Here is a 25,625-nt window from a genome sequence, read left to right as displayed (position 1 = left end):
ATTTTATTCGGGTTCCATTACAGACGCAGACTGTTTGGCTTTGCGGGCAAGATGCCGTTTTTCGAACCTGAAGATTTTATCAAGCAGCTTGTATATGATTTTGGATTCTTTGGTTAACAGGGGCCCCAGAATAGCCAGCATGAGCACATACATGGCCGCAAAGGGCTGAAGAATAGCCAGCAATCCGCCCGCCTTGCCCAGATTCGCCATAATGATGGAGAACTCGCCTCTGGAGACAATGGTCAGTCCAATGTTGGAAGAGGCACGCGGACTCAGACCGGCGCTGCGCCCTGCCAGCATCCCTGCTGCGAAATTGCCGATCAGGGTAACGATTACGGCGGCAAGCGAGTACCAGAGCGCATCCCCGCCCAGGGAGAGCGGATCAATGGTCAGCCCGAAGCTGAAGAAGAAGATGGCTCCGAAGAAATCGCGGAACGGAATGACCAGCTTCTCAATCCGTTTGACATGCTCGGTTTCGGCAAGCACCAGTCCGATGAGCAATGCGCCGATGGCTTCAGCCACATGAATCGTCTCGGAGAACCCGGCGATCAGAAAAAGGGCAGCGAAGATGACCACTGCAAACAGCTCGTTTGAGCGGATGTTGAGCACCCGGTTCAGCCAGGGAACCAGCTTGCGCCCGATCACGAGCAGCGCCAGCATATACCCGAGAGCGATCAAGGCGGACAGCAGCACACCGCCGAGCGAAGAGGAGCCGCTGAGCACCAGCCCTGACAGAATCGAGATATATACGGCAAGGAAAACATCCTCGAACATGATGATCCCCAGGATCATTTCGGTTTCAGGGTTGGCCGTTCTTTTTAAATCAACCAGGACTTTGGCGACGATCGCACTTGAAGATATGGTAGTGATTCCGGCAATAACGAGAATTTCCTCAAGCGGGAACCCGAGCGCCCAGCCAAGGATCAGACCGAGGGAAAAATTAATCAGGATATAAATGGTACCGCCCGATACGATCGAACGGCCCGCCTTGACCAGCCGTCCTACGGAAAATTCCAGACCGAGATAGAAGAGAAGGAAAAGCACACCAATCCTGCCCATAAACTCAATCAAGGCAGCACTTTCAATAAAACGGAAATCGAGGTGCCATATTTTGAAGGCGTGTGGACCTACAGCCATGCCGATCAGAATATAGAAAGGAATGACGGAGAAACGGAGCTTCGCGGAAATTAATCCGGCAAGGGCAATCAGGGCAATCGCGAGTCCAACTTCAAAAACGATATAATGATTCATCCATTAACCACATCCGTTCCGCAGAATGTGTTTGAATTGCTTATGCTGATGTCTCTCCCCGGCGGCAATGACGGTGCACTCTGCGCTTAGCACCACGTCCGGCCCGGGATTGATATGCTTCTGATGGTTTTTCTCAATAATGGCAATGATGGTTACCCCCGCGCGGGCGCGGATATCCAATTCTCCGATGCTGTAGCCCACACAGCCCAAGCCATTCTCCAGCCGGTACCACTCGATAATCAGATCATCAAGGGCAACTTCAATAGATTCCAGAGCTTTGGGTTTATAAGTGATTCCGCCGATCAGGGCAGAAATATGGCGTGCTTCATCATCATCAAGCGTAATCATGGAAATGCTCTGTTCCGGGTCCTCATAATCAAAATGGTACAGCTCGCGCCTGCCGTCGTCGTGGACAATCACTACAAGCTTATCGCCGCCACGGGTCTGCAGCACGAATTTCTTGCCGATTCCCGGCAAATCCGATTCTTTATAGTTCATGAAAGTCAAGCCTCCAGTTGAGATGTGTTTGGTTGTTCAGCACGGTATTTACAATGAATAAGGAAGAGGTTAGACGTATTGTGAAGTATATTTAAGCGGAGACAGCCGCCGCCGTTTGAGAATAAGGTAAATAATGGGATACAAAGATACGCTAAGGACAACAGCAAAAGCCTTCGCCGGAGGCACCGGGATGATTCCAGGGGGTGACAAACGCGATAAGGTCAGGATTTTTTGCGGCAATGAATGGGTACGTGCCGGGTGCATCATTTTATGCTCAAGCCGTACAATCTCGTAGCGGGTATGCTCCTCACTGCTGCTCTGGAAGTGCTGTGCATGCACCCCGGTAAAAGACAACAGCAGCAGCGGAATAAGAATTATCCTAAGCAGTCTCAATAAGGCCGTACGCGCTAAATATGTCATCTTGGGATCACCTCCTTACTGTATCTTGTGTATCAAGAATAACATAGGTGCCACAGGTGAACCAAATCGGAGACACATTTTTTTATTCAAAAAGATCGCGAAAAAGTGACTTTATAACAGATAGGATGAGAAAAACGAAGTAAACTGGACTTTTTAGATAAATTTTGCTTGGGAAAAGAATAATATGAACAAATGGATGCTTTTAACGGGTTCGACCCTATGGTGTAAGCATTAAAAAATGCAAGAAGCTCATGAGTTTCGGCTGTCCGAATCTCTGATCTCCTTGCATTTATTTGTATATGTCATTTGCACCCAGCTAGAGTACCCGCTGCATATTCAGCGTGACTTTGCTCCAATAGCCGCTGTCCAGCTCGCTGATTTGAACCCCAGGATCACCCCAGGTGTGGATGAATTTACCGTCTCCGATATAGATGCCAACATGGCCCGGAATCGCATCGCTCGTAAAACGTCCTGGAACCGTGAAGAAAATCAGGTCGCCTACGGCAAGCTCCCCGCGGTTGACCCGGGTGCCAAGATTGGCCTGGTCTTTGGCGAGGCGGGGCAGATTGACCCCGAATTTCTTGAAGACATGCCGGGTGAAGGAGGAGCAGTCAAAGCGCTTGGTTTCTTCATAGGGTCCTGCACCGAATTCATAAGGAACACCCAGGAACTTCTTGGCATAGGCCACCAGCTCGCTGCTGTCCGCTGCGGACAGGCTCTGAATGCGCAAAGGCTTTGGCGTAGCGGTTTTTCCGGTCATTGTATGGTCTTCACGCACAGCCGGCGAGGCAATATTGATCTCCCCGGTGCTGGGATTCCAGCCTACCTCGGTTTGCAGGAGCTTGGACAATGCGTTCGGAGTGATATAAATTTGACCGTTCCGCCGCATGGGAGCCTCTTGCAGCTTAACCTTCCGGCCGAGGGAGAACACATGGGGGGAATTAGGGCGCAGCATGTACATAACGTCTGTATAGCCGATTTTGGCATACCCTCCGCTTGAGGTGTCATCTTTCATCCGGTAGCCGATGGATGCGGCTGCTGGCTTCAAGGGAATCCAATAAAGGCCGTTCTTGTCGGTGAAAGAGGATTTCTCATAGTAGCTGCCCGCATTTGATCCCGAAGGGGTTATCGAATTGACCTTTGGAGTCTGGCCCTGCTTAGTGTAGCTGCAGGCGGTACTCGATAGAAGAGCAGCAGTGAGGAGGGCGGCGGCAGCAATCTTTATAGGTTTATTAGTTGTCATATGGCACGCTCCATGTTCAGAACTGTACCCTAAGTTTGTGCAGGGAGTGCGTTTTTATGTGAACCGGAGGAAGGTAATGAATGTCAGCAACGAATGAAATGGAACAATTTATGCTTCTAACAATTGGAGTCCAGCAGTGATAAATCATTGACGGAAAATCATCCTTTATATAATATAGGTCTAATAGAATTGCGACATGGCTGCGGGATTCGTGAGGGCTTTTGCTTTAACGCTTTTATATATAAAAGCAATACTGCTGAGACGCTGACTCCGGGTGAACGCGCTGATCCTGTAACCAGAAAAGGGGTTATTGTATGAAAACAAAGAAAATATGGTTGAGCTTGAGCTTGTGTCTGATGCTGGCCGCTACCGGCTGCGGAGCTAACAAAAATAGTGACAGCGCGGCTGGACCTTCAGCAGGTGCAAGTGCTGCAGCGTCTAACGGAGGAAATGCTGACAAGAAATCTTATACAATTGCTATTTCGCAATACGTTGAGCATCCGTCGCTGGACGCTACCCGGGAAGGGTTTCTTGCCGCGCTCAAGGATGCCGGCATCGTCGAAGGCGAGAACCTGAAGGTCGATCTGGAGAATGCGCAGGCGGACCAGTCCAACAACCTTTCCATCGCCCAGAAGATTGCGGCGGATAAGAATGATCTGGTGCTTGGTATCGCCACACCGTCTGCCCAAGCTGTTGTTCAGAATGTAAGCAAGGATACACCGGTTCTCTTCGCGGCGGTTACTGACCCGCTGGACGCGAAGATTGTGAAGGATCTGGATCATCCCGGCGGTAACGTTTCCGGCGCATCTGATACAAATCCTGAGTCCATTACACGGCTGATGACATTTATTGCGACCCAATTTCCGAATGTGAAAAAACTGGGTCTGATCATTAACGAGGGTGAACCGAATGCTGTAGTTATGGCTGACATTGCCAAGAAAGAGCTGGACAAGCATGGCATTGAGCTGGTCAAAGCAACAATCACTAATACTTCAGAGGTGAAGCAGGCCGCTGAATCGCTTGTGGGCCGGGCGGATGCTTTCTACATTACACTGGATAACTCGGTGGTAAGCGCTGTGGACACAATTATTCAAACTGCCAATGACAACAAAATTCCATTCTTCTCCGCAGACCGCGACACTGTTGAGAAGGGGGCCTTTGCAACGGTAGGGTTCAAATATTATGATCACGGCTACCAGGTGGGACAGATGGCTGTGGAAGTGCTGAAAAATGGCACAAGCCCCGGCGATATGAAGGTAACAATGCAGGAGAAGCTGGACCTCATCCTCAACCTGAAGGCCGCGGCTGCACAGGGCATTAAAGTGACTGATGCCATGAAGGCTGAAGTGGCTGATCAGGCCAACAATATTATTCAATAAGATACAGACACAAGCAGAAACGGCTATGCTGATCTTCAAAGGACAGTATTCGTTTCGGGGAGGGCGCCACTATGTATGATTCAATACTTGGAGCTATAGAAATGGGCTTGATTTACGCTTTTATGGCTTTGGGAGTATATATTACTTTTCGTATTCTTGATTTTCCTGATATGACTGTGGATGGAAGCTTCACCACCGGCGGAGCGATTGCCGCAATGATGATTACGCATGGCTATTCGCCTTGGCTGGCAACGCTCTGTGCGCTGGGAGGCGGAATGGCGGCAGGCATGTGCACTGGACTTCTCCATACCAAGGGAAGGATCAATGGACTGCTGTCAGGTATTCTGATGATGATTGCCCTCTATTCAATTAACCTGCGGATTCTCGACAACAAACCCAATGTTTCACTGATGGGGGAGGATACGCTGTTCAGCTCCATTAATCCTTTATTGGTTATGCCCTTCGTAATGCTTGCGGTCAAACTCCTGATGGATCTGTTTCTGCGGACCGATCTGGGGCTTGCCCTGCGGGCTACCGGCGACAATACGCGGATGATCCGCAGCTTTGGGGTCAATACAGATTCGACGACTATTCTTGGCATCAGCCTGGCGAACGGGATGGTGGCGCTCTCGGGAGCACTTATTGCCCAGTATTCTGCATTTGCAGACTCGTCTATGGGGATTGGCATGATTGTGATCGGGCTGGCTTCGGTGATTATCGGCGAGGCGATCTTCGGAGCGGGAACGATATTCCGCGCCACTTTGGCGGTTGTGCTTGGCTCGATTGTCTACCGTATCGTGGTGGCTCTGGCCCTGCGCGTGCCGTGGCTGAAGTCTTCAGATCTGAAGCTGATTACGGCGATTATCGTCATCATTGCTTTGGTCTTCCCGTCAGTACAGCGATTCCTGAAGCAAAAGAACACGGCCCGCAAACGGAGCGCTGAGCTTGCCAAGCAGGCTCTGCGCAGCAAGAGAGGGGGCACGGCTGATGCTAAAGCTTGATAATGTGTCCAAGCTGTTCAATCCCGGCAGCCCGGACGAGAAGATCGCGCTGCTGGGAATTGATCTGGAGCTGAATGCCGGAGATTTCGTGACGATTATCGGCAGCAATGGCGCCGGCAAATCAACGTTGATGAATGTAATATCCGGTGTAATGAAGCCCGATCTCGGAGAAGTGCGCATTGAAGGCAGCCCAATCAGCGGCTTGCCGGAGTTCAAGCGTGCCCGCTGGATCGGCCGGGTTTTTCAGGACCCTATGGCCGGCACGGCTCCGCATATGACGATTGAAGAAAATCTGGCGATGGCCCTCAAGAGAGGGCAGAGCCGGGGCTTATCATTTGGCGTATCCGCTGCACGGCGGACGATGTTCCGTGAACAGCTCAGCCGGCTGGGCATAGGCCTTGAGAACCGGCTGCGTGCAAAGGTGGGGCTGCTGTCCGGCGGAGAGCGTCAGGCGCTCAGCCTGCTTATGGCCACCTTCACCCAGCCGCAGATTCTGCTGCTGGATGAGCATACGGCGGCACTCGATCCTTCACGTGCCGAGCTGATTACCAGACTGACTGAGTCGATTGTCCGTGAGATGAAGCTGACTACGCTGATGGTTACCCATAATATGGATCAGGCAATCCGGTTAGGCAACCGGCTGATCATGATGGACAAGGGAACCATCATTCTGGATATTGACGAGGAGCGCAAGAAGGACCTGACCGTAGAGCACCTGCTGGGTGAATTTGAGTCCATCAGCGGGCATAAGCTCGCGGATGACCGGATGATGCTGGGCTGAAGCATGTCCCCGTAATTAAGGCCATGCTGCGGCGTAGCGGAGAATTAACTGGAAGAGTTAAACCTAAGACCTGGGAATACAGTGAGTGTGGACTGTATCCTCAGGTTTTTTGGTTTATATTTCCAAAACAGAGAACTTCGTATAAAATATAAGAAATTGATAGAGAAAGCAGAGTGATCGGATTATGGTCTCCAAAAATAAGAGCGCTTTCAAAAATTTCGGAATCTTTAACAAAATGATTATGCTGATTTCATTTTTGCTCTTGCTGTCCTTTCTGTTTTCGCTCATCTTCCTGCAATATGTATACCGTATTTATGACCATCAAATTTATGAAAAAGCGTCTGAGGTGCTGGGAATGTCCTCGATCAGCATCGAGAATGAGCTTAAGGAGTTGGAGCAGTTGTCCTTTACGGTAGTTTCGGATGAACAAATCCAGCAATGCCTGCGGCAGCTTCAGGATAACCCTTCGCCCTATGAAAGGCAGCTCCTGCATAATAAAATCATTAACCGGCTGGTAGCCTTTGCGGGTGCAGAGAAGTATGTCTACTCAATGATGCTGATGGATACGAACGGTGGAGCAATGACGGCAGGCAACCGGGAGGGAGTGTCCCAATCGCTGCAGGATGAGTTGAAACCGCTTGCGGCGGCGGGTGCGGGCAGTAATGTCTGGTACACCCAAGGCAGTAAAAACTCCCTGCTGGCCGTGCGTCAGATCAAATCGTACACTGGCTCGACCTTCACGCTGGATAATCTGGGCACACTGGTCATCCGCATCCGCATAGACCGGATCATAGCTGACAGCACCAGCATGGCAGAGGATGGCGGTCAGTTTATTGTCATTGATAAGGCGGCCAGCCGGACCGTCTATCCCGGGAAGCCGTTATTGTTACCCCAGGAGCTGGCGGAAGAGGTGCAGCGGCCTGAATCCTACCGTACCGCCAGCTACAGCAAAGGAACGTATTTTGTAGTCAAGACCGGCTCCTCCTACATGAACTGGATTTACATCAATGCCACTCCCTTTAATGAAATGTTCAAGCAGATTACTTTTGTCAAAAGGCTGGTTGTGATCGTCTTCGCCTGTATTTTGCTGCTGGGGCTGCTGCTGGGATACCGGCTGGCCCGGAGTCTGGTAAGGCCGATTTCCAAGCTGACGGAGAAAATGAAGCGGATCGAAAAAGGCGATCTGGACAATCTCGAGGAGCAGGCGCTTGGGTTCGTCTCACAAACGGCCCAGGATGAGGTAAGCCAGCTCAACCGCACCTTCAAAATGATGATCCGCCGGATCAGAGAGCTGATTGAAGAGAACTATGCTAAACAGCTAGTTATCCGGGAGACGGAGCTGAAGGCGCTGCAGGCGCAGATCAATCCGCATTTTCTTTACAATACGCTGGAATCCATTAACTGGCTGGCCAAGGTGAACAAGCAGGCGAAAATCTCTGAAATGGTGGAGGCGCTCGGATTTCTGCTGCGCAGCTCCATCGGGCTGAAAGATCCGCTGATTACGCTGGAGAAGGAGCTTGGTATCGTCCGAAGCTATATCACTATTCAGCGCACGCGGTTTGAGGAGCGGCTGGATTTTCATATGGATATCCCGGAGGCGCTGCAGGATGCGCTGATTCCAAAGCTGACGCTGCAGCCGCTGGTTGAGAACGCCATTCGCTATGCGCTTGAACCAAATATTGAGCCTTGCACCATTTCAATCTCCATTATCCGCGAGGAGGATACGCTTGATCTTAAGGTCAGTGACAATGGTCCGGGAATGACGGGTGAATTCATCCGTGAGCTGCAGCAGGGCAGAATCCAGACCCGGGGGGAAGGGATCGGACTGGCGAATATAAGGGAGCGGGTGCAGCTTGTTTTTGGACAGGAATGGGGAATGGAAATTGAGAGTCAGCCGGGAGAAGGGACAACGATTCATGTGCGTATCCCCTATTTGAGAGGAGAGGTCAGACATGTATAAATTGCTGCTCGTTGACGATGAACGTTTGATTCTGGAAGGGATTTCACAGGTGGTGGATTGGGAGAAGGCGGGAACGGAGCTGGCAGGGACGGCCCGCAACGGGATTGAGGCGCTGGAGAAGATAGAGGCACTGGCCCCGGATATTGTGATCAGCGACATTTCGATGCCGGGGCTGGATGGACTCGGTCTGGTAGAGCGCTGCAGTCAGAAGTTCCCGGCCATAAAGTTCATTATGCTGACTGGCTACAAGGATTTCGATTACGCCTGCACTGCCATGCAGCATGGGGTCAAGCATTATTTGCTGAAGCCCTGCAATGAGCAGCAAATCCACGAAGCGCTGATAGAGCTTGTGCAGGAGCTGGATGAGCGGAAGAGCCGCGAGCAGTTCGTCATGGAGATGAAGCATCGGCTGACCAAGGTGCTGCCCCATGTCAAAGAGCAGTTTCTGAAAGAATGGATCTCCAATAAAACCTATGGCAGTCATGATCTCGACTACTATCAAGAGCTGTTCGACACCCGGCTCGACGACAAAAACGTAAGGCTGATTCTGCTCCATTTGGAGGGTTCCTTTGAATATGAGCATCTGTTCGCGCTGCAAAATATTGCAAAGGATATGCTCTCTGAGGTGCTCCTCAGCACGACCATCGGATCGCATGTGCTGATTCTGCTGGAGCAGCCGGATGATGGGAGGCAGCAGTCTGATTTGCTCGAGCGGATTGCTGAGGTGAAGAAGATTTTTCATAATTTCTACAAAATCCACGTCACAATAGCGGTTAGCGACCAGGGCCGGATGATTCACTCCCGCACTCTGTACCGGCAGACGCTGCAGTGCCTCAATCACCGTTTTTATCTGGAGGAGGGCAGTCTGATCACAGCGAGCGATATCCCCGCAGATGAGCTGAGCGGCAAAAACGAGATGGATCTGGAGGAGGAGCAAATCTGCCTGTTCATTAAGGCGGGGGATCAGAACGCAGTTGAAGCGGAGCTGGAACGGCTATTTGGTGTATTATCGGAGCAGCGTTTTGATATCAACGTGACCCGCTCCTATGTGCTCCAGCTCTATTCGGCGATGATAAGACTCTGCATACCTGAGGAACGGGGCACCTTCACTTCCGGGCTGGCGGAGCTGGCAGAGCTGGGCAATTTGAGCAGTCTGAAAGCTTTTGTCAAAAAAGAAGCCGGACGTCTCACCCAGATGTATGACCGCCATTTCGTGACCCGCCAATCCTCGATCGTGGACAAGATGCTCCGCATTATTGAGGAGGACTACTGCAATTCGGAGCTTTCTCTTAGCTCGGTCGCCGCTGAAATGCTGTACATGAACCCGGATTACCTTGGGAAAATTTTCAAAAAAGTGACCGGAGAGAAATTCTCCAACTATGTGACCCATTACCGGATTAACAAAGCCTCCGAGCACATTATCCGCAGCGGAGATGTGAAGGTGTTCGAACTGGCGGAGCTGTACGGCTTCGGCGGCAATGCCCAGTATTTCAGCCAGGTGTTCAAGAAGGTTACTGGCAGGACGCCTACAGATTTTATGAAACCTCAAGTGAATGGTACAGGTGAATGAACCTGATTATTGAACAAAGATAACGGTTTTTTGTATTCAAGAATGATCCGGAATTTGCGAAAATTTACACATGGAAGCGTTACCAGTGGAACTGGCCTTCCTGCTCACTATCATTTTACGTAAAGGGGAGAGTTGAATTTGAAAAAGAGATTCGCATTATTGGCCGTACCCGTATTGTTATCCTTGCTGGCCGGATGTGGCGGGAACAACAGCAATAACGCCAAGGACTCTGCAGCCACAAACGCCGCAGGCAATCAGACGTCAGCCCCGGCAGCCAGCAGCTCGTCAGAACCGGTAACTCTGCGGATTGCCTGGTGGGGCGGCGATACGCGGCATTCTTATACACAGCAGGTCATTGATATGTATGAAGAACAGCACCCTAACGTCAAGATCGAACCGGAATATGCTTCCTTTGATGATTACTGGAAAAAGCTTGCACCCCAGGCTGCGGCCAACCGTCTCCCCGATATCGTGCAAATGGATGTGTCTTATATCAATCAATACGGCTCGAATGGACAACTGGAGGATATGACCTCTTATCTGAACAAAAGCATCCAGGTTGGCGACGTAAATGAAAATGTCCTGGCTACCGGTAAAATCGGTGAGAAGCAGTACGGAATTCCGCTGGGCGTTAATGTGCTTGGTTTTCATTATGATCCTGCGCTCCTGAAAAAGGCCGGCGTGGATTCGATTCCGGAAAATTGGACTTGGGATCAATACAAGGAAATCGCCTTGAAAGCCAAAGCTGCCGGGCTCTACATTGACGGCTCGATGGCGGCGGATGTCTTTTTCAACTACTATCTGCGCACCAAAGGCTTGTCGCTCTACAACACAGACGGCTCCGGGCTTGGTTATGAAGATGATGCGCTGTTCACCGACTTCTTCGGGATGCTGTCGGATCTGATCGCGCAAGGTGCAGTTCCGTCGCAGGACAAACTGAGCCAGAACAAAGGTGTAATCGAAGAGTCGGATATTGTTAAGGGAACAGGCATCGGCGTCTGGCAGTGGTCGAACCAATATGTGGCCTTGCAAATCGCTGTTAACCGTCCGATGGCGCTGGCACAAATGCCGGGACCGGATATGGAAAAAGGGCTGTATATGCAGCCAAGTATGTATTGGTCGATTACAGCCAATTCCAAAGTCAAAGAAGAAGCGGCTAAATTTATTGATTTCTGGACCAACAGCGCTGAAGCCAACAAGCTGATTAAGGGTGAACGCGGCGTGCCGATTTCCAGCAAAATCAAAGAATCCCTCGCTACGGAGCTGACGGATTCCGGCAAGCAGGTATTCCAGTTTGTCGCTGATATGGAACCAAAAACCTCTCCTATGAGCCCGCCGGTAGGTTCTCCGGAAGTCGTAGCCCTGCTCACCGACCTTGCGGAGCAAATGAACTTCGGACAGATTAAGCCGGATGCCGCTGCTGCGCAGTTCCGCAAAGAGGCTACAGAGATTCTCGCCAGCCGTTAACAGAGTGTAAGACCATACTGTGATTCTACAAGATTGGAGTTGGAGACCTTGGCTGTGAGCAATCCTCTTACCGCTAATCCGCAGGCCTACAGAGCGAAGAGACCGTTTGGACAGCGGCTGCGCAAAAACTTAACGGGTTATGCCTTTATCAGTCCGTTTGTGATCGGCTTCCTATGCTTCACGCTGGTGCCGATGATTATCTCGCTCTACCTGAGCTTCACCAAATATAATCTGTTCGCCCCCCCGCGCTGGGTGGGGCTGGACAATTATATCAAAATGTTCACCGGTGATCCGAAATACCTGCATTCTCTAACGGTGACGCTGATGTATGTTTTTATTGGTGTACCGCTTCGACTGGGTTTTGCCCTGTTTGTGGCAATGATTCTGAATACCAAGTCGCGAATGGTGGGAGCTTACCGTACCGTGTACTACCTGCCTTCCATCATCGGCGGCAGTGTCGCCGTATCTATCATGTGGCGCAATATTTTCAGCGATACCGGGATTATTAACGGCATGCTTGGCTTTTTCGGAGTGGGGCCTGTAAGCTGGTTCGGAAATCCCAATGCTGCGCTGGTCATGCTGATTACGTTGTCCGTATGGCAATTTGGTTCATCCATGCTGATCTTTCTGGCCGGGCTAAAAAATATTTCGGGTGAAATGTACGAGGCTGCAAGCGTGGACGGAGCGAGCTTCTTCCGTAAATTCTTCAAGATTACGCTGCCGCTGCTCAGCTCAGTGATTTTGTTCAACCTGGTCATGCAGACGATCAGCGCGTTTATGACCTTCGTGCCGGCCTATATTATCTCCAAGGGCGAAGGCGGCCCGATGGACGGAACGATGCTCTATTCGCTGTATCTGTTCCGCCAGGCCTTTATGTTCAACAACATGGGCTACGCTTCGGCAATGGCTTGGGTGATGCTGCTGCTGGTAGGAATAATGACAGGCATTCTGTTCAAAACATCGAAATCGTGGGTCTTCTACGAATCGGGAGGAGGAAAGTGAGCCATGGCGAAGAATAAAATCAAATGGCCGGTCTATCACATTCTTATCGGCGGGCTCGCCATCATCATGCTCTACCCGATTCTCTGGATGATCATGAGCTCCTTCAAAGAAAGCCGGCTGGTATTCGTTACCGCGCAGACGCTGCTTCCGCATCCCTGGGAATGGGGCAATTACGCCAAGGGCTGGGAAGGCGTGGCCGGATATTCCTTCGGTGTCTTCATCAAGAACTCGTTCGTTATCGTTGTGGTGGCAACGGTTGGCGCCGTCTTCTCCTCATCGCTGGTCGCCTTCGGCTTCGCCCGCAACAAATTTATCGGGCACGGCCTGTGGTTCGGAATCATGATGATGACGCTCATGCTGCCTTCGGACGTTGTGCTGGTGCCGCAATATATAATTTATACGAAGCTGAACTGGCTGGACAGCATCCGGCCCATCGTAATCCCGCAGTTCTTCGGTGTACCGTTCTTTATCTTCCTGATGCTGCAATTTATCCGTACGATTCCGGCGGAGCTGGACGAAGCGGCGACCATTGACGGCTGCGGCAAATTCCGGCTCTACTATAAGATCATTCTTCCGCTGATCCGCCCTTCGATGGCAACGGCGGCCATCTTCTCCTTCTACTGGCGCTGGGAGGACCTGCTCGGACCTGTGCTCTATCTCAATTCCCCAGCCAAATATACGGTGTCTATGGGACTTAAGATGTTCCTCGACAGCGAATCGGTATCCAATTGGGGACCGATGTTCGCAATGTCCGTACTGAGCCTTACACCGGTGATGCTGATCTTCTTCATCTTCCAAAAGCAGATTGTCGATGGCATCAGCACCAGCGGTCTGAAAGGCTAGTCTTAAGCGTCAGATGACAGGCGGAGCTGAAATTACGCGGGGAGAAAGGTGCGCGGTTACGTGGAAAGCTATCGTTTTGATTTTGGTCTGGAAGCTGCGGCTCCCGGATACACCAAGGTGAAACCGGATACAGTCTATACCGCTGGACAGGGCTATGGCTTCGCTCCCGGTTCGGCGGTGTACGGGCGGTTTCGCGGCGGAAGTGACACGCTGCTTCATGACTGCTGTATCCCGTACAAGGCGAAATTTCTTGCCGATGTGCCGGACGGGATTTACAGAGTCACCATACTGGTCGGCGATTCTCTCGCCGATACCAGCACTCTGATTACCGCCGGAGCGGGAAAACATATGCTCGAACCGTTGAACGTGCCGGCAGGGCAGTATCAACGGGAAGCCTTCGTCGTACGGGTCAGCGGAGGGCAGCTAAGCCTAACCTTCTCGGGACCGGCTCCCAGGATCAACGCTCTGGACATTCAAGCAGACCGTGAAGCGCTGGCGCTTGTGCTTGCCGGGGATTCAACCGTTACGGATCAAGGCGAAGAAGGATATCCTTATGCGGGCTGGGGCCAATTGCTGCCGCAGTTCTTTAAGCCCGGCGTTGTCGTGGATAACCGCGCTTTATCGGGACGCAGCTCGAGAAGCTTCATCGGTGAAGGCCATTTGCAGCAGATCGCCGCCGGGCTTCGGCCGCGCGACTATCTGTTCATCCAGTTCGGCCACAATGATTCCAAACCGGATGAAGCGCGCCATACTGAGCCTTATACAACCTATAAGGAGCATCTGCTGCTGATGATTACCGCCGCCCGGGACGCTGGCGCATATCCGGTGCTGGTTACCCCGATGCACCGGCGGCGGTTCGATCAGGAGGGCCGCATTGTGGACACGCATGGCAATTATTTGCTGGCAATGCGGGAGCTTGCGGCTGACGAGCAGGTGCCGCTGATTGATCTGGAGCCGCGCAGCCGCAAGCTTTTTGAAGCCTATGGACCGGAAGGCAGCAAGGAGCTGTTCATGTGGAGTTATCCCGGGGAATATCTCTGTCACCCCGCCGGCGTGCAGGACAACACGCACTTTCAGATTCTTGGCGCGCGCCTCCTGGCACAGCTTGTGGTCGAGGGCATCCGCGAGGCCGGACTGAACGACCTTATTATTCACTTGCGCCAGGGCGAGTAGCCCTGGTGGTAACAAACACTATAATAAGATGAACATCTACGACTAGTAAAAGGGGCGGAAGTAACGGAGGGGATGTTTGGAACTGGAGGAGCGAGAGCGTCCGCCTTTATGTTTGGATTTCTACCGCGATCAGCGGTTCCAATCAGAGAAATCCAAACATAACAGCGGCCGGAAGTCCAAACAATCCCCGCAGTTACGACCAGACCTTATGATGGAAGCCTAAAGTTCAGATTATTTTTTAAAGAGAAAGGTGTGAAAAAGAATGCCTGCTTTTATCTACGATGAAGAACAAATCAAAGCCACCATAGACCGTGTGGTCGAACGCACCCTGCGTATGGACTTCTCCTGGGACTGGCCGGGAGGCGTTGCTTTCTACGGGATTTGTGAAGCCTATGAGGCAACGGGCAAAGAAGAATATTTGCTTGCGCTTAAGACTTGGGTCGATGACAACATTGCCGAGGGTTTGCCCAAGCTGTCCGTCAACGGCGTGTCCATCGGGCACTGTCTGATCACGCTGTATCAGGCTACAGGGGAGCAGATGTACCTGGACATCGCCACTGAGATGGCTGAGTTTCTGCGGCATAAGGCGGAGCGCTTCGCACAGGGGATTTTTCAGCATACAGTGAATTCCCTTACCCATGTATTCCCGCAGCAGGCCTGGGTGGATACGATGTTCATGGCCGGCTATTACCTGCTGCGTATGGGCGTTCTGCTGGATAACCGGGAGTATATTGAAGACGGATTGCTTCAGTACCACGGGCATGAGGAGTTTCTGCAGAATTCCGATACCAACCTGTATTATCACGGCTGGGATCATGTGAATCAGAATAATATGTCGGGCATCTACTGGGCACGCGGCAATTCGTGGGCAGCGTTAACAATGGCCAAAGCACTGCGGCTGGTAGAGGTCACTCATCCCTCGTTTATGATTATTGAAGGCTCGCTGCGCGACCAGCTTGCTGCGCTTGTCCGCCTGCAATCGCCTGAGGGCTTGTGGCATACCGTGCTTGATGATGATCCCTCTTACCTGGAGATGTCCGCATCGGCGGGGATTGCCACTGCGGTGCTGATGCAGGGAAGGCTCTACAACAAATATTCGCAGCTTGCTCTCCAGGGGATTTTGTCCAGAATCAAGGAAGACGGCACAGTGACCGAAGTATCTGCGGGTACAGCCGTGATGAATGATATCGACGGATACCGCCAGGTTCCGAACAAAAGGATTCAGGGCTGGGGCCAAGGCCTGACACTGGCGTATCTCTCCCAGGTGCTGCGGACGACTAGCAATCCGTTTGGTTAATATTACTATTTTCTCTATATTAGTTGAACTATACATCATAAAAAAGGTAAATCAGAGAAATCCAAACATAACAGCGGCCGGAAGTCCAAACATTCCCCGCAGTTACGACCATAGCCGAATTTAATTAATATAGTTATGCCTAACCCGCATATACTCAATTGAACCTCACCTAAAGAAACGGATTCCGTCTCTTGCATGCTCCGCAGTATTCCATACTGCAGAGCCCTCTGCGGAGACCGGGGATGCCGTTTCTGTGTGTGAAAAGGGAGGCGCATTTGCTGCATTTTTCAGGTATACTATTCCTATCTGTCTTAGAAGCGAGGGCACTTATGGATATTAATCTGCACACAGAATCAATTGTTAAACTGCTTGTGGCCATGCTGTTCGGGCTGTTCATCGGTATCGACCGCCAATTGAAACAGAAACCGCTGGGGATTCGGACCAGTATGGTCATCAGTATTGCGAGCTGTCTGGTGACGCTCGTCTCCATTCACGCATACGACAAGTTTGGAGGAACGAATCATCCGAGTATGGACCCGATGCGTCTGGCGGCGCAGATTGTCAGCGGGATCGGGTTCCTGGGAGCGGGTGTGATTCTGCGCCGGGGCGGGGATGCCATATCCGGCCTGACCTCGGCGGCGCTGATCTGGACCGCATCGGGGATCGGAATCGCGGTCGGCGCGGGGTTTTTTGTGGAGGCGGGTTATGCCGTTATACTGCTGATGTTCGCCGTGAACGCCGTACCGTATTTGATCAGGCTTATCGGACCACAGGTATTGAACAAGCATGAAATTTCCGTCACCATTATTATGGAGCCGAATTATGTATTGACTGACGTAATTCAGAAGATTGAGCAGCACCAGGCGGCAGAATCCAGAAAATCGAAAAAAAACGGACGGATCATCCGGCGGACAACGATTAAGGATCTTGAGGATGGCAGACAGGTGATTGAGATGCTGATCTCTGCGCCAGACCGTGAATATGTTACAGAAATTTACTATGATGTGAAGAAAATCGAACATGTGATGAGCGTGGAGGTTGAACAACTGTAAAAATGACATTTTACCTCCTGGGCAGATGTGGTAATCTATCTAGGAGAGAGTCATTTTGAGATTATGGAAGGGAGAAACATTTAATGTCAATTACAGCATATGAAGGACAATACGAGGGGGAAGCGGCAATCTGGCTGAAGGCTGGCCGTTACGAGGCAGCAGTACTGCCCGGAATCGGCGGCAACCTGATCTGCTTCCGCGATACCGAAAACGGTTACCGTTTCCTGCATGAGCCGGGTGCGGAAGAGATGGAAGGCTTTAAAGCCAATCCGGGGATTCATGGTATTCCGGTATTGTTTCCGCCGAACCGGTATGAGGATGGGAAATTTCCGTGGAATGGACAAACCTATCAGCTCCCGGTCAATGAAGCGGCAACGGGCAACCATCTGCACGGGTTCTTACATACAGCAGCATGGCAGGTGGAGGAATTCGGCGCCGGCAAGAACGAAAGCTTCGTGACTGTAGTAGTCAAAGTGGATGAAAATCATCCATCTTACCAGTACCTTCCATTCAAATACACGATCAAGCTGCGCTACAGCCTGGGAGAAGGAGGTTTGTCCCAGCACTTGCAGGTGCATAATGATGGAGAGAAGCTTATGCCTTGCCTGCTCGCCTTCCACACAGCGATTAATGCACCGTTCGCACCCGCAAGCTCGCCGCAGGATTACCGCGTGAAGCTGACTCTCGGCAAGCGTTGGGAGCTTAATGACCGCATGCTGCCGACAGGCGCATTCCAGGAGCTTACCGCCGATGAGGCTGCACTGCGTGACGAAGGGTTATATCCTTTCTATGCCCCCATGGACAATCATTATACCGCTGTGGCCCAGAATGGACGCAACCGCATGGAGCTTACGGACAGCAAAGCCGGAGTTACTCTAGTATATGATGTCGGAACCTCCTACAAGCAATGGATGATCTGGAACAACGGCGCTACAGAAGGCTTCTTCTGCCCAGAGCCGCAGATCAACCTGGTCAACGCGCCTAAGGTGGATCTGCCGGCAGAAGAAATTGGTCTGTTCAGCCTTGCACCAGGCGAATATTGGGAAGAAACCGGCCGCTTGTACGTGAAATAGATGATCCTATCCGTATAGTTAGCAGGTGCAAACGGGGTGCAGAGATTTTTTGCTGCGCCCTGTTTTTTTGCTGCCTCTTTTTAAGCCTCCTTTAAGAAAAGAGGTGTATACTATTCGTTTAGACAGATAGGAGTGGATTGTTTTGCGTCATTTTTTACCTTCCAAAAAATTAGGATTATTCCTGCTCAGCTTGCTGCTGGGAGGTTTTGTGCTGAACTTTTTCATGCAGGCGGCTTCCCTTCAAATGGATTTCATGAGTGTATTAGTTTGGATTGGGAATTCCTATTGGCTGTATATATGCGGAAGCCTGTTATTTTTCTTTATTCTATTAGCCTTTTCGGTGGTTTTACCTAATATCTATACGGGTCCGGCGCTTGCTTCGGTGCTGATTCTTTTGCTGGGCATTGCCAACTATAAGAAACAGCACACGACGGGGGAGCCGTTATTCCCGTGGGATTTGATGCTGCTGAAAAACGCCTCTGAAATGAGCAAAATTACCAAAGGCATGATCTCTCCGCTGGCCATCGGGCTTGGGGTTCTGCTGGCCGCAGGAGTAATCTGGATAATCATCAAGCTGCCCAAGGTCAGAATTCAACTGCCGCTGCGTTTCTTTTTTACAGCCGTGTCCGTTGGTATGATTGCCGGTTTTATTGTGATGGTCAGCGGGCAAGCAACGTTCGCCTCCTCTCTGAATTACCAGAATATTTTTTGGAACCAGAAGGTGAATTACTCGGAAAATGGCTTTGTGTTTGCTTTTGCGGGAAATCTGCGCCAGAACCTGCTAGAGAAGCCTGAGGGATACAGCCGCAAGGCGATAGAAGACATTGCCGCAAAATATAGCGCCTTGCCGGATACGGCTTCTGCAAAAGCGACGGCGAAGCAGCCTAATATCATGTTCATGATGGATGAGGCATTCTTCGATCCTACCCGGCTGCCGGGTCTTGAATTCAGCGAAGATCCGTTAACGTTCATTCATCAGCAAGAAAATGTCACCCCAGCCGGATTTCTGCTCTCCCCCGAGTTCGGCGGCAATACGGCGAATGTCGAATTTGAGGCGTTGACGGGGCTGTCGATGTATTTTCTCGGTGACGGCTCAATTCCTTACCAGCAGCGGATTGTCAAAATGTCCTCGTTGCCTTCCATCGTCAGCATCCTGAAGGAACGGGGCTATCAGACGCTTGCGCTGCATCCGTTCGACGATACGTTCTACAACCGCAACCGGGTCTATCCGGTGCTTGGCTTTGACCGGTTCACGAGCGAGAAGGATCTGCAGGATGCTGAGCGGATCACACCGAATGGTTACATCTCCGACAAAGCTGCTGTGCAGGAGGCCGTCCGTGAGCTGAAAGCGTCAGATACTCCAACCTTTTTGCATTTGGTAACGATGCAGAATCATTTTCCCTTTACCAAAGGGCTGAATGGTCCCAATACCATTACCGTGCAGGGAGAAGCGGAGGAGCGGAAGGACGAGCTGGAAACCTACGTTCAGGACACGAAGCTGACCGATGAGGCGCTTAGCCTGTTGCAGCAGGAGCTGAAGACGATTAAGCGGCCTACGATTGCTGTGTTCTGGGGGGACCATCTTCCGGCACTGTCAGCGGGAATCTATACGGATGCGGGCTGGGATCGGGAGCCGAGACTTAAGCATGAAACCAAGCTGATGGTTCTCGCTAATTTCGACATCGGCAAGGAGCCGCTGGGAACGATCAGCCCTGCCTATCTGGGGCCAACCGTATTTAAGCTGTCGGGCCAGCCGCTGACACCCTACTACAAAATGCTGGAGCAGGTTCAGACAGAGCTTCCCGGCCTGAGCAAAAACGTGCTGATCGGCGCTTCCGGTGTGCTCTCCGAGCTTACTGCTGACCAGCAGGCGCTGCTGGATGACTACCGCATGGTGGAATATGATCTGCTGGAGGGAGAAGGGTACGCCGCGGAATTGATGTATTAGAATTACCGTAAATATAGTATAGACGGCGGGATATCAAAGATTTAATATAAAAAAGCAGTGATCCTTACTTCAAAGCGATCCTGCTTTTTTCTAACGCCGGTATCTTATCCTCGTTTGTTTTGAAAGGGGTTACAATTGTGAAAAAGCTGTGGCTGGTCTATGTGCTGCTGATTGGCATTTTCCTGATTTATGTGCTGAATTACAAGCTGCAGGCCAAACCCGCAGACCCGTGGGAAACCGCCGGACTTCGCGGCAATATCGCAGACAAATACGTGATGGTTACGTTTCAGAGCGGCATTGACTACTGGAAAAGCGTGCTGAAGGGCTTCGAGGATGCGGCAGAGGAGCTGAACGTCTCCGTAGAATACCACGGCTCGACGCAGCATAATGCGAGTGAGCAGATGACGGTGCTGGAGCAGGTCATTGCCAGGAAGCCCGCAGGCATCGCGATATCGGCAGTGAATTCCAAGCTGCTCACGGCTACCATCAACAAGGCGGTGGAGAGCGGCATACCGGTGGTGCTCTTTGACTCGGGGGCGCCGAACAGCAAAGCGTATTCATTCCTTGGCACTAATAATTACAATGCCGGGGTCGAGGCGGCCCGTAAAATGGCCGAGCTTACCGGAGGCAAAGGCGAGGTCGCGATTATAACAACGCCTGACCAGCATAATCATCAGGAGCGGACCGAAGGGTTCAGCTACACCGTACGCAGCGAATTTCCGGGGATGAAGCTGGTGTCGGTGAAGGATGGCCGCGGCGACCAGGTCGCTTCGCGAGAGGCAGCGGAGCAGCTTTTGACCCAGTATCCGCAGCTTGCAGGGATTTTTGCTACAGAGTCCAATGGCGGGATCGGTGTGGCCGAAGCGGTGGAGGCGCAGCAGGGCAGCGTGTCAACGCTGAAGATTATCAGCTTCGACACGGATAAAGGCACACTTGATCTGGTAAAGGAAGGGAAGATCGCGGCAACGATGGCGCAGGGAACCTGGAATATGGGCTATTGGTCTCTAATGGAGCTGTTCCAATTACACCGCAATCTGGCGGAGAATCCGAATGCTTATACGGGGAACAAGCCGCTGCCCGTGCCGGATACAGTGGATACCGGAATCGACGTGGTGACCCGGGCCAATGTGGACAACTATTATGCCAAATAGGCTGCGGCAGAGGAGGAAATGCGGATGCGCAGAGGCAGCCTGATGATGGAGAAGCTGAAATTCAACAATTTACCGATCCGTTACAAGCTGATTATCCATTTTCTGCTGATCAGCATTTTGCCGTCCATCGGGCTTGGGCTGCTGATCGGCTGGACCGTTGACCGCATAGTGGAGCAGCAGAGCAATGAGAATACGATGCAACTGATCGGCAAGGTCAATTCGGCGCTGGAGAATGATGCAGAGAATTTGCAGAAAATAACCTATCTGATCTCCTTCGACCCGGGGGTGCAGGCGTTCCTGAAGGGCATAATGAAGCCTCCGGCACAAGCCGCAGGCCCGGGTGTCAAAGGGGAGTCGGCGGAATATACTATCCGCAAGTTTCTCCAGGGCTTTACTACACTCAGCTCCGAGATTGCCGGGATCATGCTGGTCAACCGGGATGGAGATTTCATCAGCAATGAAATGTATACCCGTCCCGGTACGACTCTGACTAGCGAGAAGTGGTACAAGGAAGCCGTGTCCAATAAAGGGATTTTCAAAATTGTAGGACATCCCTACGGCCGCGCAGTCATGTCCCATGTGGACTACAAGGAGAGCGAGGTTGTGTCAGCCGTCCGGGCGATTATTGATCCTGAGACACAGGTGGTTCAAGGGGTTGTGCTCGTGGATCTGAAGCTGCGTGTCATCGCTGAAACGGCCAAGGACGTTACACTGGGCAAAACGGGCTACCTGACGGTGTTCGATGACCGGGGAGAACTGATCTACTCGCCGCCGCATCCTTTTATGAGCAATATTCCTGCGGGTCTGTTCACCGGAACCTCAGGCATTACTTCGGAGAGCGTAGACGGCCGTGATTTGCAGTTGATCTACAGAACCTCATCCTTTACGGGCTGGACGACCCTGGGCGTGTTCCCGATGGAAGAGTCGGCCTTTGGAGTGCGGGAAATTACCTTTAACGTTGTCACCTTTGTATTTGTTGTCTGTATGCTGGGCATGACTGCTTCGTTCTATTTGGCCTATTCCATTTCCCGCCCGATTGGACAGCTCGCTTCCTTCATGAGCAAAGCGCAGTCGGGGGATTTGACGATCCGCTACTGGGGCAACCGCTCCGACGAAATCGGCCTGCTCGGACGCAGCTTTAACACCATGCTTGCCCAGATTTCCCGGCTGCTTGCCTTAACGGAGCTGCAGGCACGGCAGAAACGGGAGGCGGAGCTGCGCAGTCTGCAGGCGCATATCAAGCCGCATTTTCTGTACAACACCTTGGATACTATACACTGGATGGCCCGCAGCAAGGGGGCTGAGGATATTGCCGAGGTGGTACAATCCCTCTCCAAGCTGTTCCGGCTGGGGCTCAGCAAGGGCAGTGATCTTGTTCCGCTCTCCGACGAGCTGGAGCATATCGTAAGTTATCTGAAAATCCAGCATGTCCGCTACAGCAGCAAGCTGAATTATAGTATTCATGTAGAGCCTCAACTACAGGAGCTGTATGTGCTGAAGCTGCTCCTGCAGCCGATGGTGGAAAATGCAATTTATCACGGAATTAAGGAGCGGCGCGGTCCCGGACAGCTTGACATCGAGGTAAGCCAGCGGGAAGGCGATCTGGTCTTAACCGTCCGCGATGACGGAGCGGGGATGCCGGAGGAACGCCTTGCCCTGTTGCAGCAGCGTCTACAGGAGGTGGGAAGCGCGACATTCGATGCCGCCGAAACGGAGCAGCCTTTGCCGGGCAGCACGGGGAGCGGATATGGAATCCTGAATGTGCAGGCCCGGATCAGGCTCACTTACGGCGAGCCGTACGGACTCAGCATTGCAAGTGAACCGGGCGCAGGAACGGTAGTGACTGTCCGCCATCCGGTGGTCCGCAGCAGCTATCCGGATGATTGATGAGAATAGGAGGAACCTTGAGCGCATGGATTACTGGAAGGTTATGATTGCCGATGACGAAGCGATTATCCGTGACGGCATTAGACAATGTGTAGATTGGGAAGAGCTTAGCATGCAGGTGGTCGCGGAAGCGGAGGACGGCGAAGAGGCGCTTGAGCTGGCTATTGAGTGTGAAGTGCACATTGCGCTGGTCGATCTGAACATGCCGATCATGCATGGCATTGAGCTGATGAAGAGACTGAGAGAGGACCTGCCTCACTGCAAAATCATTGTCATCACCGGACATGATGAATTCTCGTATGCCCAGGAGTCGATCCGGCTGCAGGTGAATGATTACATTCTCAAGCCCGCAGAGCCGAAGCAGCTCATGCAGGTGCTGCGGGGGGTCAGGGATGAGCTGCGGCTTGAGCAGCAAAAAAGCCAGCATCTGCAGCAGGCCTCCCGGCAGATTCTCAAGAATTTTCCGCTGCTGCGGGAACGCTTCTGCCAGGAGTGGCTGGAAGGCAGCTTAAGCCAGAGCGAAATCAGAGAGCAACTGCGGTTCCTGCAATTGCCCGAGGAGCGGCCGGAGCTGATCGGCATCATCCGCTGGAGATGGGAAGCCCATCCGTCAGGACTGAAGGAGCAGGAGCGGCAGTTGTTTCTGTTCGCGATTGAGAATATCGTTACGGAGCTGCTGCAGGATTATCCCAAGGCCGTTTTTCGCGATGCCGCCGGCCAGATTATCATTCTGCTCTGGGATGCTGCGGGGGAGAAGGTGTTAGCCGGGGCTGAAGCGGCGGTGCGGAGCAATCTCAAAATCGCTGCGCAAGTGGCGACACAAGCGGTCCAAGGTGATATTACCGGGCTGGCTGCGGCCTACCGCAAATGCAGAACGGCTCTAACCCGGGAGCAGCCGCTGTCGCCATTGGTCCGCAGAGCCAGACAGTATATGCTGGAGCACTACGGCGAATACGGGCTTACCCTGGAATCCATAGCCGGCAGCCTCCAGGCTTCGCCGGTCTATCTCAGCCGGTTGTTCAAGCAGGAGCTGGGCGAATCCTTCGGAACCTACCTGACGCAGATCCGCATCCGCAAAGCAGCGCAACTGCTCCACTCGACAGAGCTGAGCATTCTTGAGGTGGCCGAGCGCACAGGCTACGAAACCCAGCATTATTTCAGCACTGCGTTTAAGAAGCAAACCGGCGTCTCGCCCCTGCAATTCCGTAAAGGCGTGCTGCGGAGTGAAGAGGAGCTGACTTGAGCATCCAATGAAATTGAATCAATACCGTTTCGGCCGAAGCCGTGTTCCTTGTCCTGAGGAGCGCGGCTTTATTCATTTTCCCAATGAGAACGCTAACAAAGTTTGATTTTTATAAAAACAGTAGCCTGAGTATAAATACGCCTCCCTGTCCCCCTTGCTATACTCAACTTGTCAAGCGGAAGGTATCCGCCAAGGACACAGAACAGTTCAGGGGGTAGTGCACATATGAAAAAATATGCATGGATGATGTTGACACTGGCACTTGTATTGATTTTAGCGGCTTGCGGCAACAACAGCGGCGGCAACAGTGCGGGCGGAAGCTCGGAAGGCGCGAAGGGCAAGGTGGGGATCGCTATGCCAACCAAGTCCTCGGAGCGCTGGGTAAATGACGGCAACAACATGGTAAAAGAATTCGAGAAGCTGGGTTATGGTACGGATCTGCAATATGCGGAAGACGTGGTGGAGAATCAGGTCTCACAGATTGAGAACATGATCACCAAAGGCGTAAACGCTATTGTAATCGCTTCAATTGACGGTGAGGCGCTGACGGATGTGCTGCAAAAAGCGCATGATGCGGGTGTCAAGGTTATCGCTTATGACCGTCTGATCAAAAAAAGCGAATATGTCGATTACTACGCCACCTTCGACAATTTCAAGGTCGGCGTGCTGCAAGGCTCCTATATTGAAGAAAAGCTGGGCCTGAAGGAAGGCAAAGGGTCGTTTAACATCGAGCTGTTCGGCGGTTCACCGGATGATAATAACGCCTATTTCTTCTTTGACGGTGCGATGTCTATCCTGAAGCCTTACATTGATTCCGGCAAGCTGGTCGTCCGCAGCAAGCAGACAACGATGGACAAAGTCGCTACTCTGCGGTGGGACGGTGCAGCCGCTCAAGCCCGGATGGATAATCTGCTTAGTGCAAATTATGCCAGCGACAACCTCGATGCCGTCCTTTCTCCTTACGATGGCATCAGCATCGGGATTCTCTCCTCTCTTAAAGGTGTAGGCTATGGTTCGGGAGACAAGAAGCTTCCGATTGTAACCGGACAGGACGCAGAGCTGGCTTCGGTCAAATCCATTCTGGCCGGCGAACAAACGCAGACTGTATTCAAGGATACCCGCGAGCTGGCTAAAAAAGCAGTGGAAATGACGGAAAGCGTGCTGAAAGGTACGGAAGCGGAAGTCAACGATACAACGACCTACGACAATGGAGTGAAAATCGTACCTTCCTACCTGCTGGAGCCGGTCTCCGTAGATGCCAGCAATGTAGACAAAGTGCTTGTGGACGGCGGCTATTATACCAAAGATCAGCTCGGCAAATAACCGGCTGAAATCCTTATAAGAGAAGCGGAAGATGCGGCGGCAGTCCTTGTAAAAGGGGGCTGC

21 protein-coding genes are annotated in these 25,625 nt (G+C 51.9%); 17 read left to right on the top strand and 4 right to left on the bottom strand.

The window, feature by feature from the left end:
* Positions 1-3: 3 nt before the first annotated feature.
* The 4 genes from B212_RS0113870 to B212_RS0113855 form a co-directional block, all read right to left on the bottom strand.
* Positions 4-1,251, bottom strand: a complete 1,248-nt coding sequence (locus B212_RS0113870) for a cation:proton antiporter (protein ID WP_019911435.1) — start codon at positions 1,249-1,251, stop codon at positions 4-6.
* Positions 1,252-1,254: 3 nt separating this feature from the next.
* On the bottom strand, positions 1,255-1,749 hold the full coding sequence (locus tag B212_RS0113865; protein WP_019911434.1) for a cation:proton antiporter regulatory subunit: 495 nt from the start codon (positions 1,747-1,749) through the stop codon (positions 1,255-1,257).
* A gap of 69 nt (positions 1,750-1,818) precedes the next feature.
* Positions 1,819-2,169: a hypothetical protein gene (locus tag B212_RS0113860; RefSeq protein WP_019911432.1), complete on the bottom strand. Its 351-nt coding sequence runs from the start codon at positions 2,167-2,169 to the stop codon at positions 1,819-1,821.
* A 316-nt stretch (positions 2,170-2,485) separates the two neighbouring features.
* Entirely contained in the window at positions 2,486-3,412 is a 927-nt protein-coding gene (locus B212_RS0113855) for a C40 family peptidase (protein WP_019911431.1), read from the bottom strand.
* A gap of 314 nt (positions 3,413-3,726) precedes the next feature.
* Here B212_RS0113855 and B212_RS0113850 point away from each other — a divergent pair, with 314 nt between their 5' ends.
* From B212_RS0113850 to chvE, 17 genes are all read left to right on the top strand, one after another.
* Positions 3,727-4,791, top strand: coding sequence for an ABC transporter substrate-binding protein (locus tag B212_RS0113850; RefSeq protein WP_019911429.1), 1,065 nt, complete (start codon positions 3,727-3,729; stop codon positions 4,789-4,791).
* Between the two features lie 71 nt (positions 4,792-4,862).
* Positions 4,863-5,792 (top strand): ABC transporter permease, encoded by a 930-nt coding sequence (locus B212_RS0113845; protein WP_019911428.1) that lies wholly within the window; start codon positions 4,863-4,865, stop codon positions 5,790-5,792.
* Positions 5,779-6,573: an ABC transporter ATP-binding protein gene (locus tag B212_RS0113840; RefSeq protein WP_019911427.1), complete on the top strand. Its 795-nt coding sequence runs from the start codon at positions 5,779-5,781 to the stop codon at positions 6,571-6,573. Before B212_RS0113845 ends, B212_RS0113840 begins: the two co-directional genes overlap by 14 nt.
* A gap of 184 nt (positions 6,574-6,757) precedes the next feature.
* On the top strand, positions 6,758-8,533 hold the full coding sequence (locus B212_RS0113835; protein ID WP_019911426.1) for a sensor histidine kinase: 1,776 nt from the start codon (positions 6,758-6,760) through the stop codon (positions 8,531-8,533).
* Positions 8,526-10,103, top strand: coding sequence for a response regulator transcription factor (locus B212_RS0113830; RefSeq protein WP_019911425.1), 1,578 nt, complete (start codon positions 8,526-8,528; stop codon positions 10,101-10,103). Before B212_RS0113835 ends, B212_RS0113830 begins: the two co-directional genes overlap by 8 nt.
* Positions 10,104-10,241: 138 nt before the next feature.
* Positions 10,242-11,570: an ABC transporter substrate-binding protein gene (locus B212_RS0113825; RefSeq protein ID WP_036668159.1), complete on the top strand. Its 1,329-nt coding sequence runs from the start codon at positions 10,242-10,244 to the stop codon at positions 11,568-11,570.
* A 117-nt stretch (positions 11,571-11,687) separates the two neighbouring features.
* The gene (locus B212_RS0113820) at positions 11,688-12,572 is read left to right on the top strand and encodes a carbohydrate ABC transporter permease (RefSeq protein ID WP_028530817.1); all 885 of its coding nucleotides are present in this window, start codon (positions 11,688-11,690) and stop codon (positions 12,570-12,572) included.
* A gap of 3 nt (positions 12,573-12,575) precedes the next feature.
* Positions 12,576-13,415, top strand: coding sequence for a carbohydrate ABC transporter permease (locus B212_RS0113815; protein ID WP_019911422.1), 840 nt, complete (start codon positions 12,576-12,578; stop codon positions 13,413-13,415).
* 60 nt (positions 13,416-13,475) lie between these two features.
* A complete protein-coding gene (locus tag B212_RS0113810) occupies positions 13,476-14,588 on the top strand; it encodes a rhamnogalacturonan acetylesterase (RefSeq protein ID WP_019911421.1) in 1,113 nt (370 codons plus the stop codon).
* Positions 14,589-14,850: 262 nt separating this feature from the next.
* Positions 14,851-15,885, top strand: a complete 1,035-nt coding sequence (locus B212_RS0113805; protein ID WP_019911420.1) for a glycoside hydrolase family 88/105 protein — start codon at positions 14,851-14,853, stop codon at positions 15,883-15,885.
* A gap of 329 nt (positions 15,886-16,214) precedes the next feature.
* A complete protein-coding gene (locus tag B212_RS0113800; protein ID WP_019911419.1) occupies positions 16,215-16,937 on the top strand; it encodes an MgtC/SapB family protein in 723 nt (240 codons plus the stop codon).
* A gap of 83 nt (positions 16,938-17,020) precedes the next feature.
* Positions 17,021-18,010 (top strand): aldose 1-epimerase, encoded by a 990-nt coding sequence (locus B212_RS0113795; RefSeq protein ID WP_019911418.1) that lies wholly within the window; start codon positions 17,021-17,023, stop codon positions 18,008-18,010.
* 142 nt (positions 18,011-18,152) lie between these two features.
* Complete coding sequence (locus B212_RS0113790; protein ID WP_019911417.1) at positions 18,153-19,958, top strand: LTA synthase family protein; 1,806 nt, start codon at positions 18,153-18,155, stop codon at positions 19,956-19,958.
* Positions 19,959-20,095: 137 nt separating this feature from the next.
* Entirely contained in the window at positions 20,096-21,109 is a 1,014-nt protein-coding gene (locus B212_RS0113785; protein ID WP_019911415.1) for a substrate-binding domain-containing protein, read from the top strand.
* 24 nt (positions 21,110-21,133) lie between these two features.
* Positions 21,134-22,996: a cache domain-containing sensor histidine kinase gene (locus B212_RS0113780; protein WP_019911414.1), complete on the top strand. Its 1,863-nt coding sequence runs from the start codon at positions 21,134-21,136 to the stop codon at positions 22,994-22,996.
* A gap of 25 nt (positions 22,997-23,021) precedes the next feature.
* Positions 23,022-24,239 (top strand): response regulator, encoded by a 1,218-nt coding sequence (locus tag B212_RS0113775; RefSeq protein ID WP_019911413.1) that lies wholly within the window; start codon positions 23,022-23,024, stop codon positions 24,237-24,239.
* A gap of 225 nt (positions 24,240-24,464) precedes the next feature.
* Positions 24,465-25,562, top strand: a complete 1,098-nt coding sequence (gene chvE / locus B212_RS0113770) for a multiple monosaccharide ABC transporter substrate-binding protein (protein WP_019911412.1) — start codon at positions 24,465-24,467, stop codon at positions 25,560-25,562.
* The last annotated feature ends 63 nt before the right edge of the window (positions 25,563-25,625 follow it).

It is taken from the genome of Paenibacillus sp. HW567, assembly GCF_000374185.1.
Classification (GTDB): domain Bacteria; phylum Bacillota; class Bacilli; order Paenibacillales; family Paenibacillaceae; genus Paenibacillus_AQ.
The sequence above is the reverse complement of the archived record's forward strand: the minus strand, read 5'-3'. Positions and strand labels throughout refer to the sequence as shown.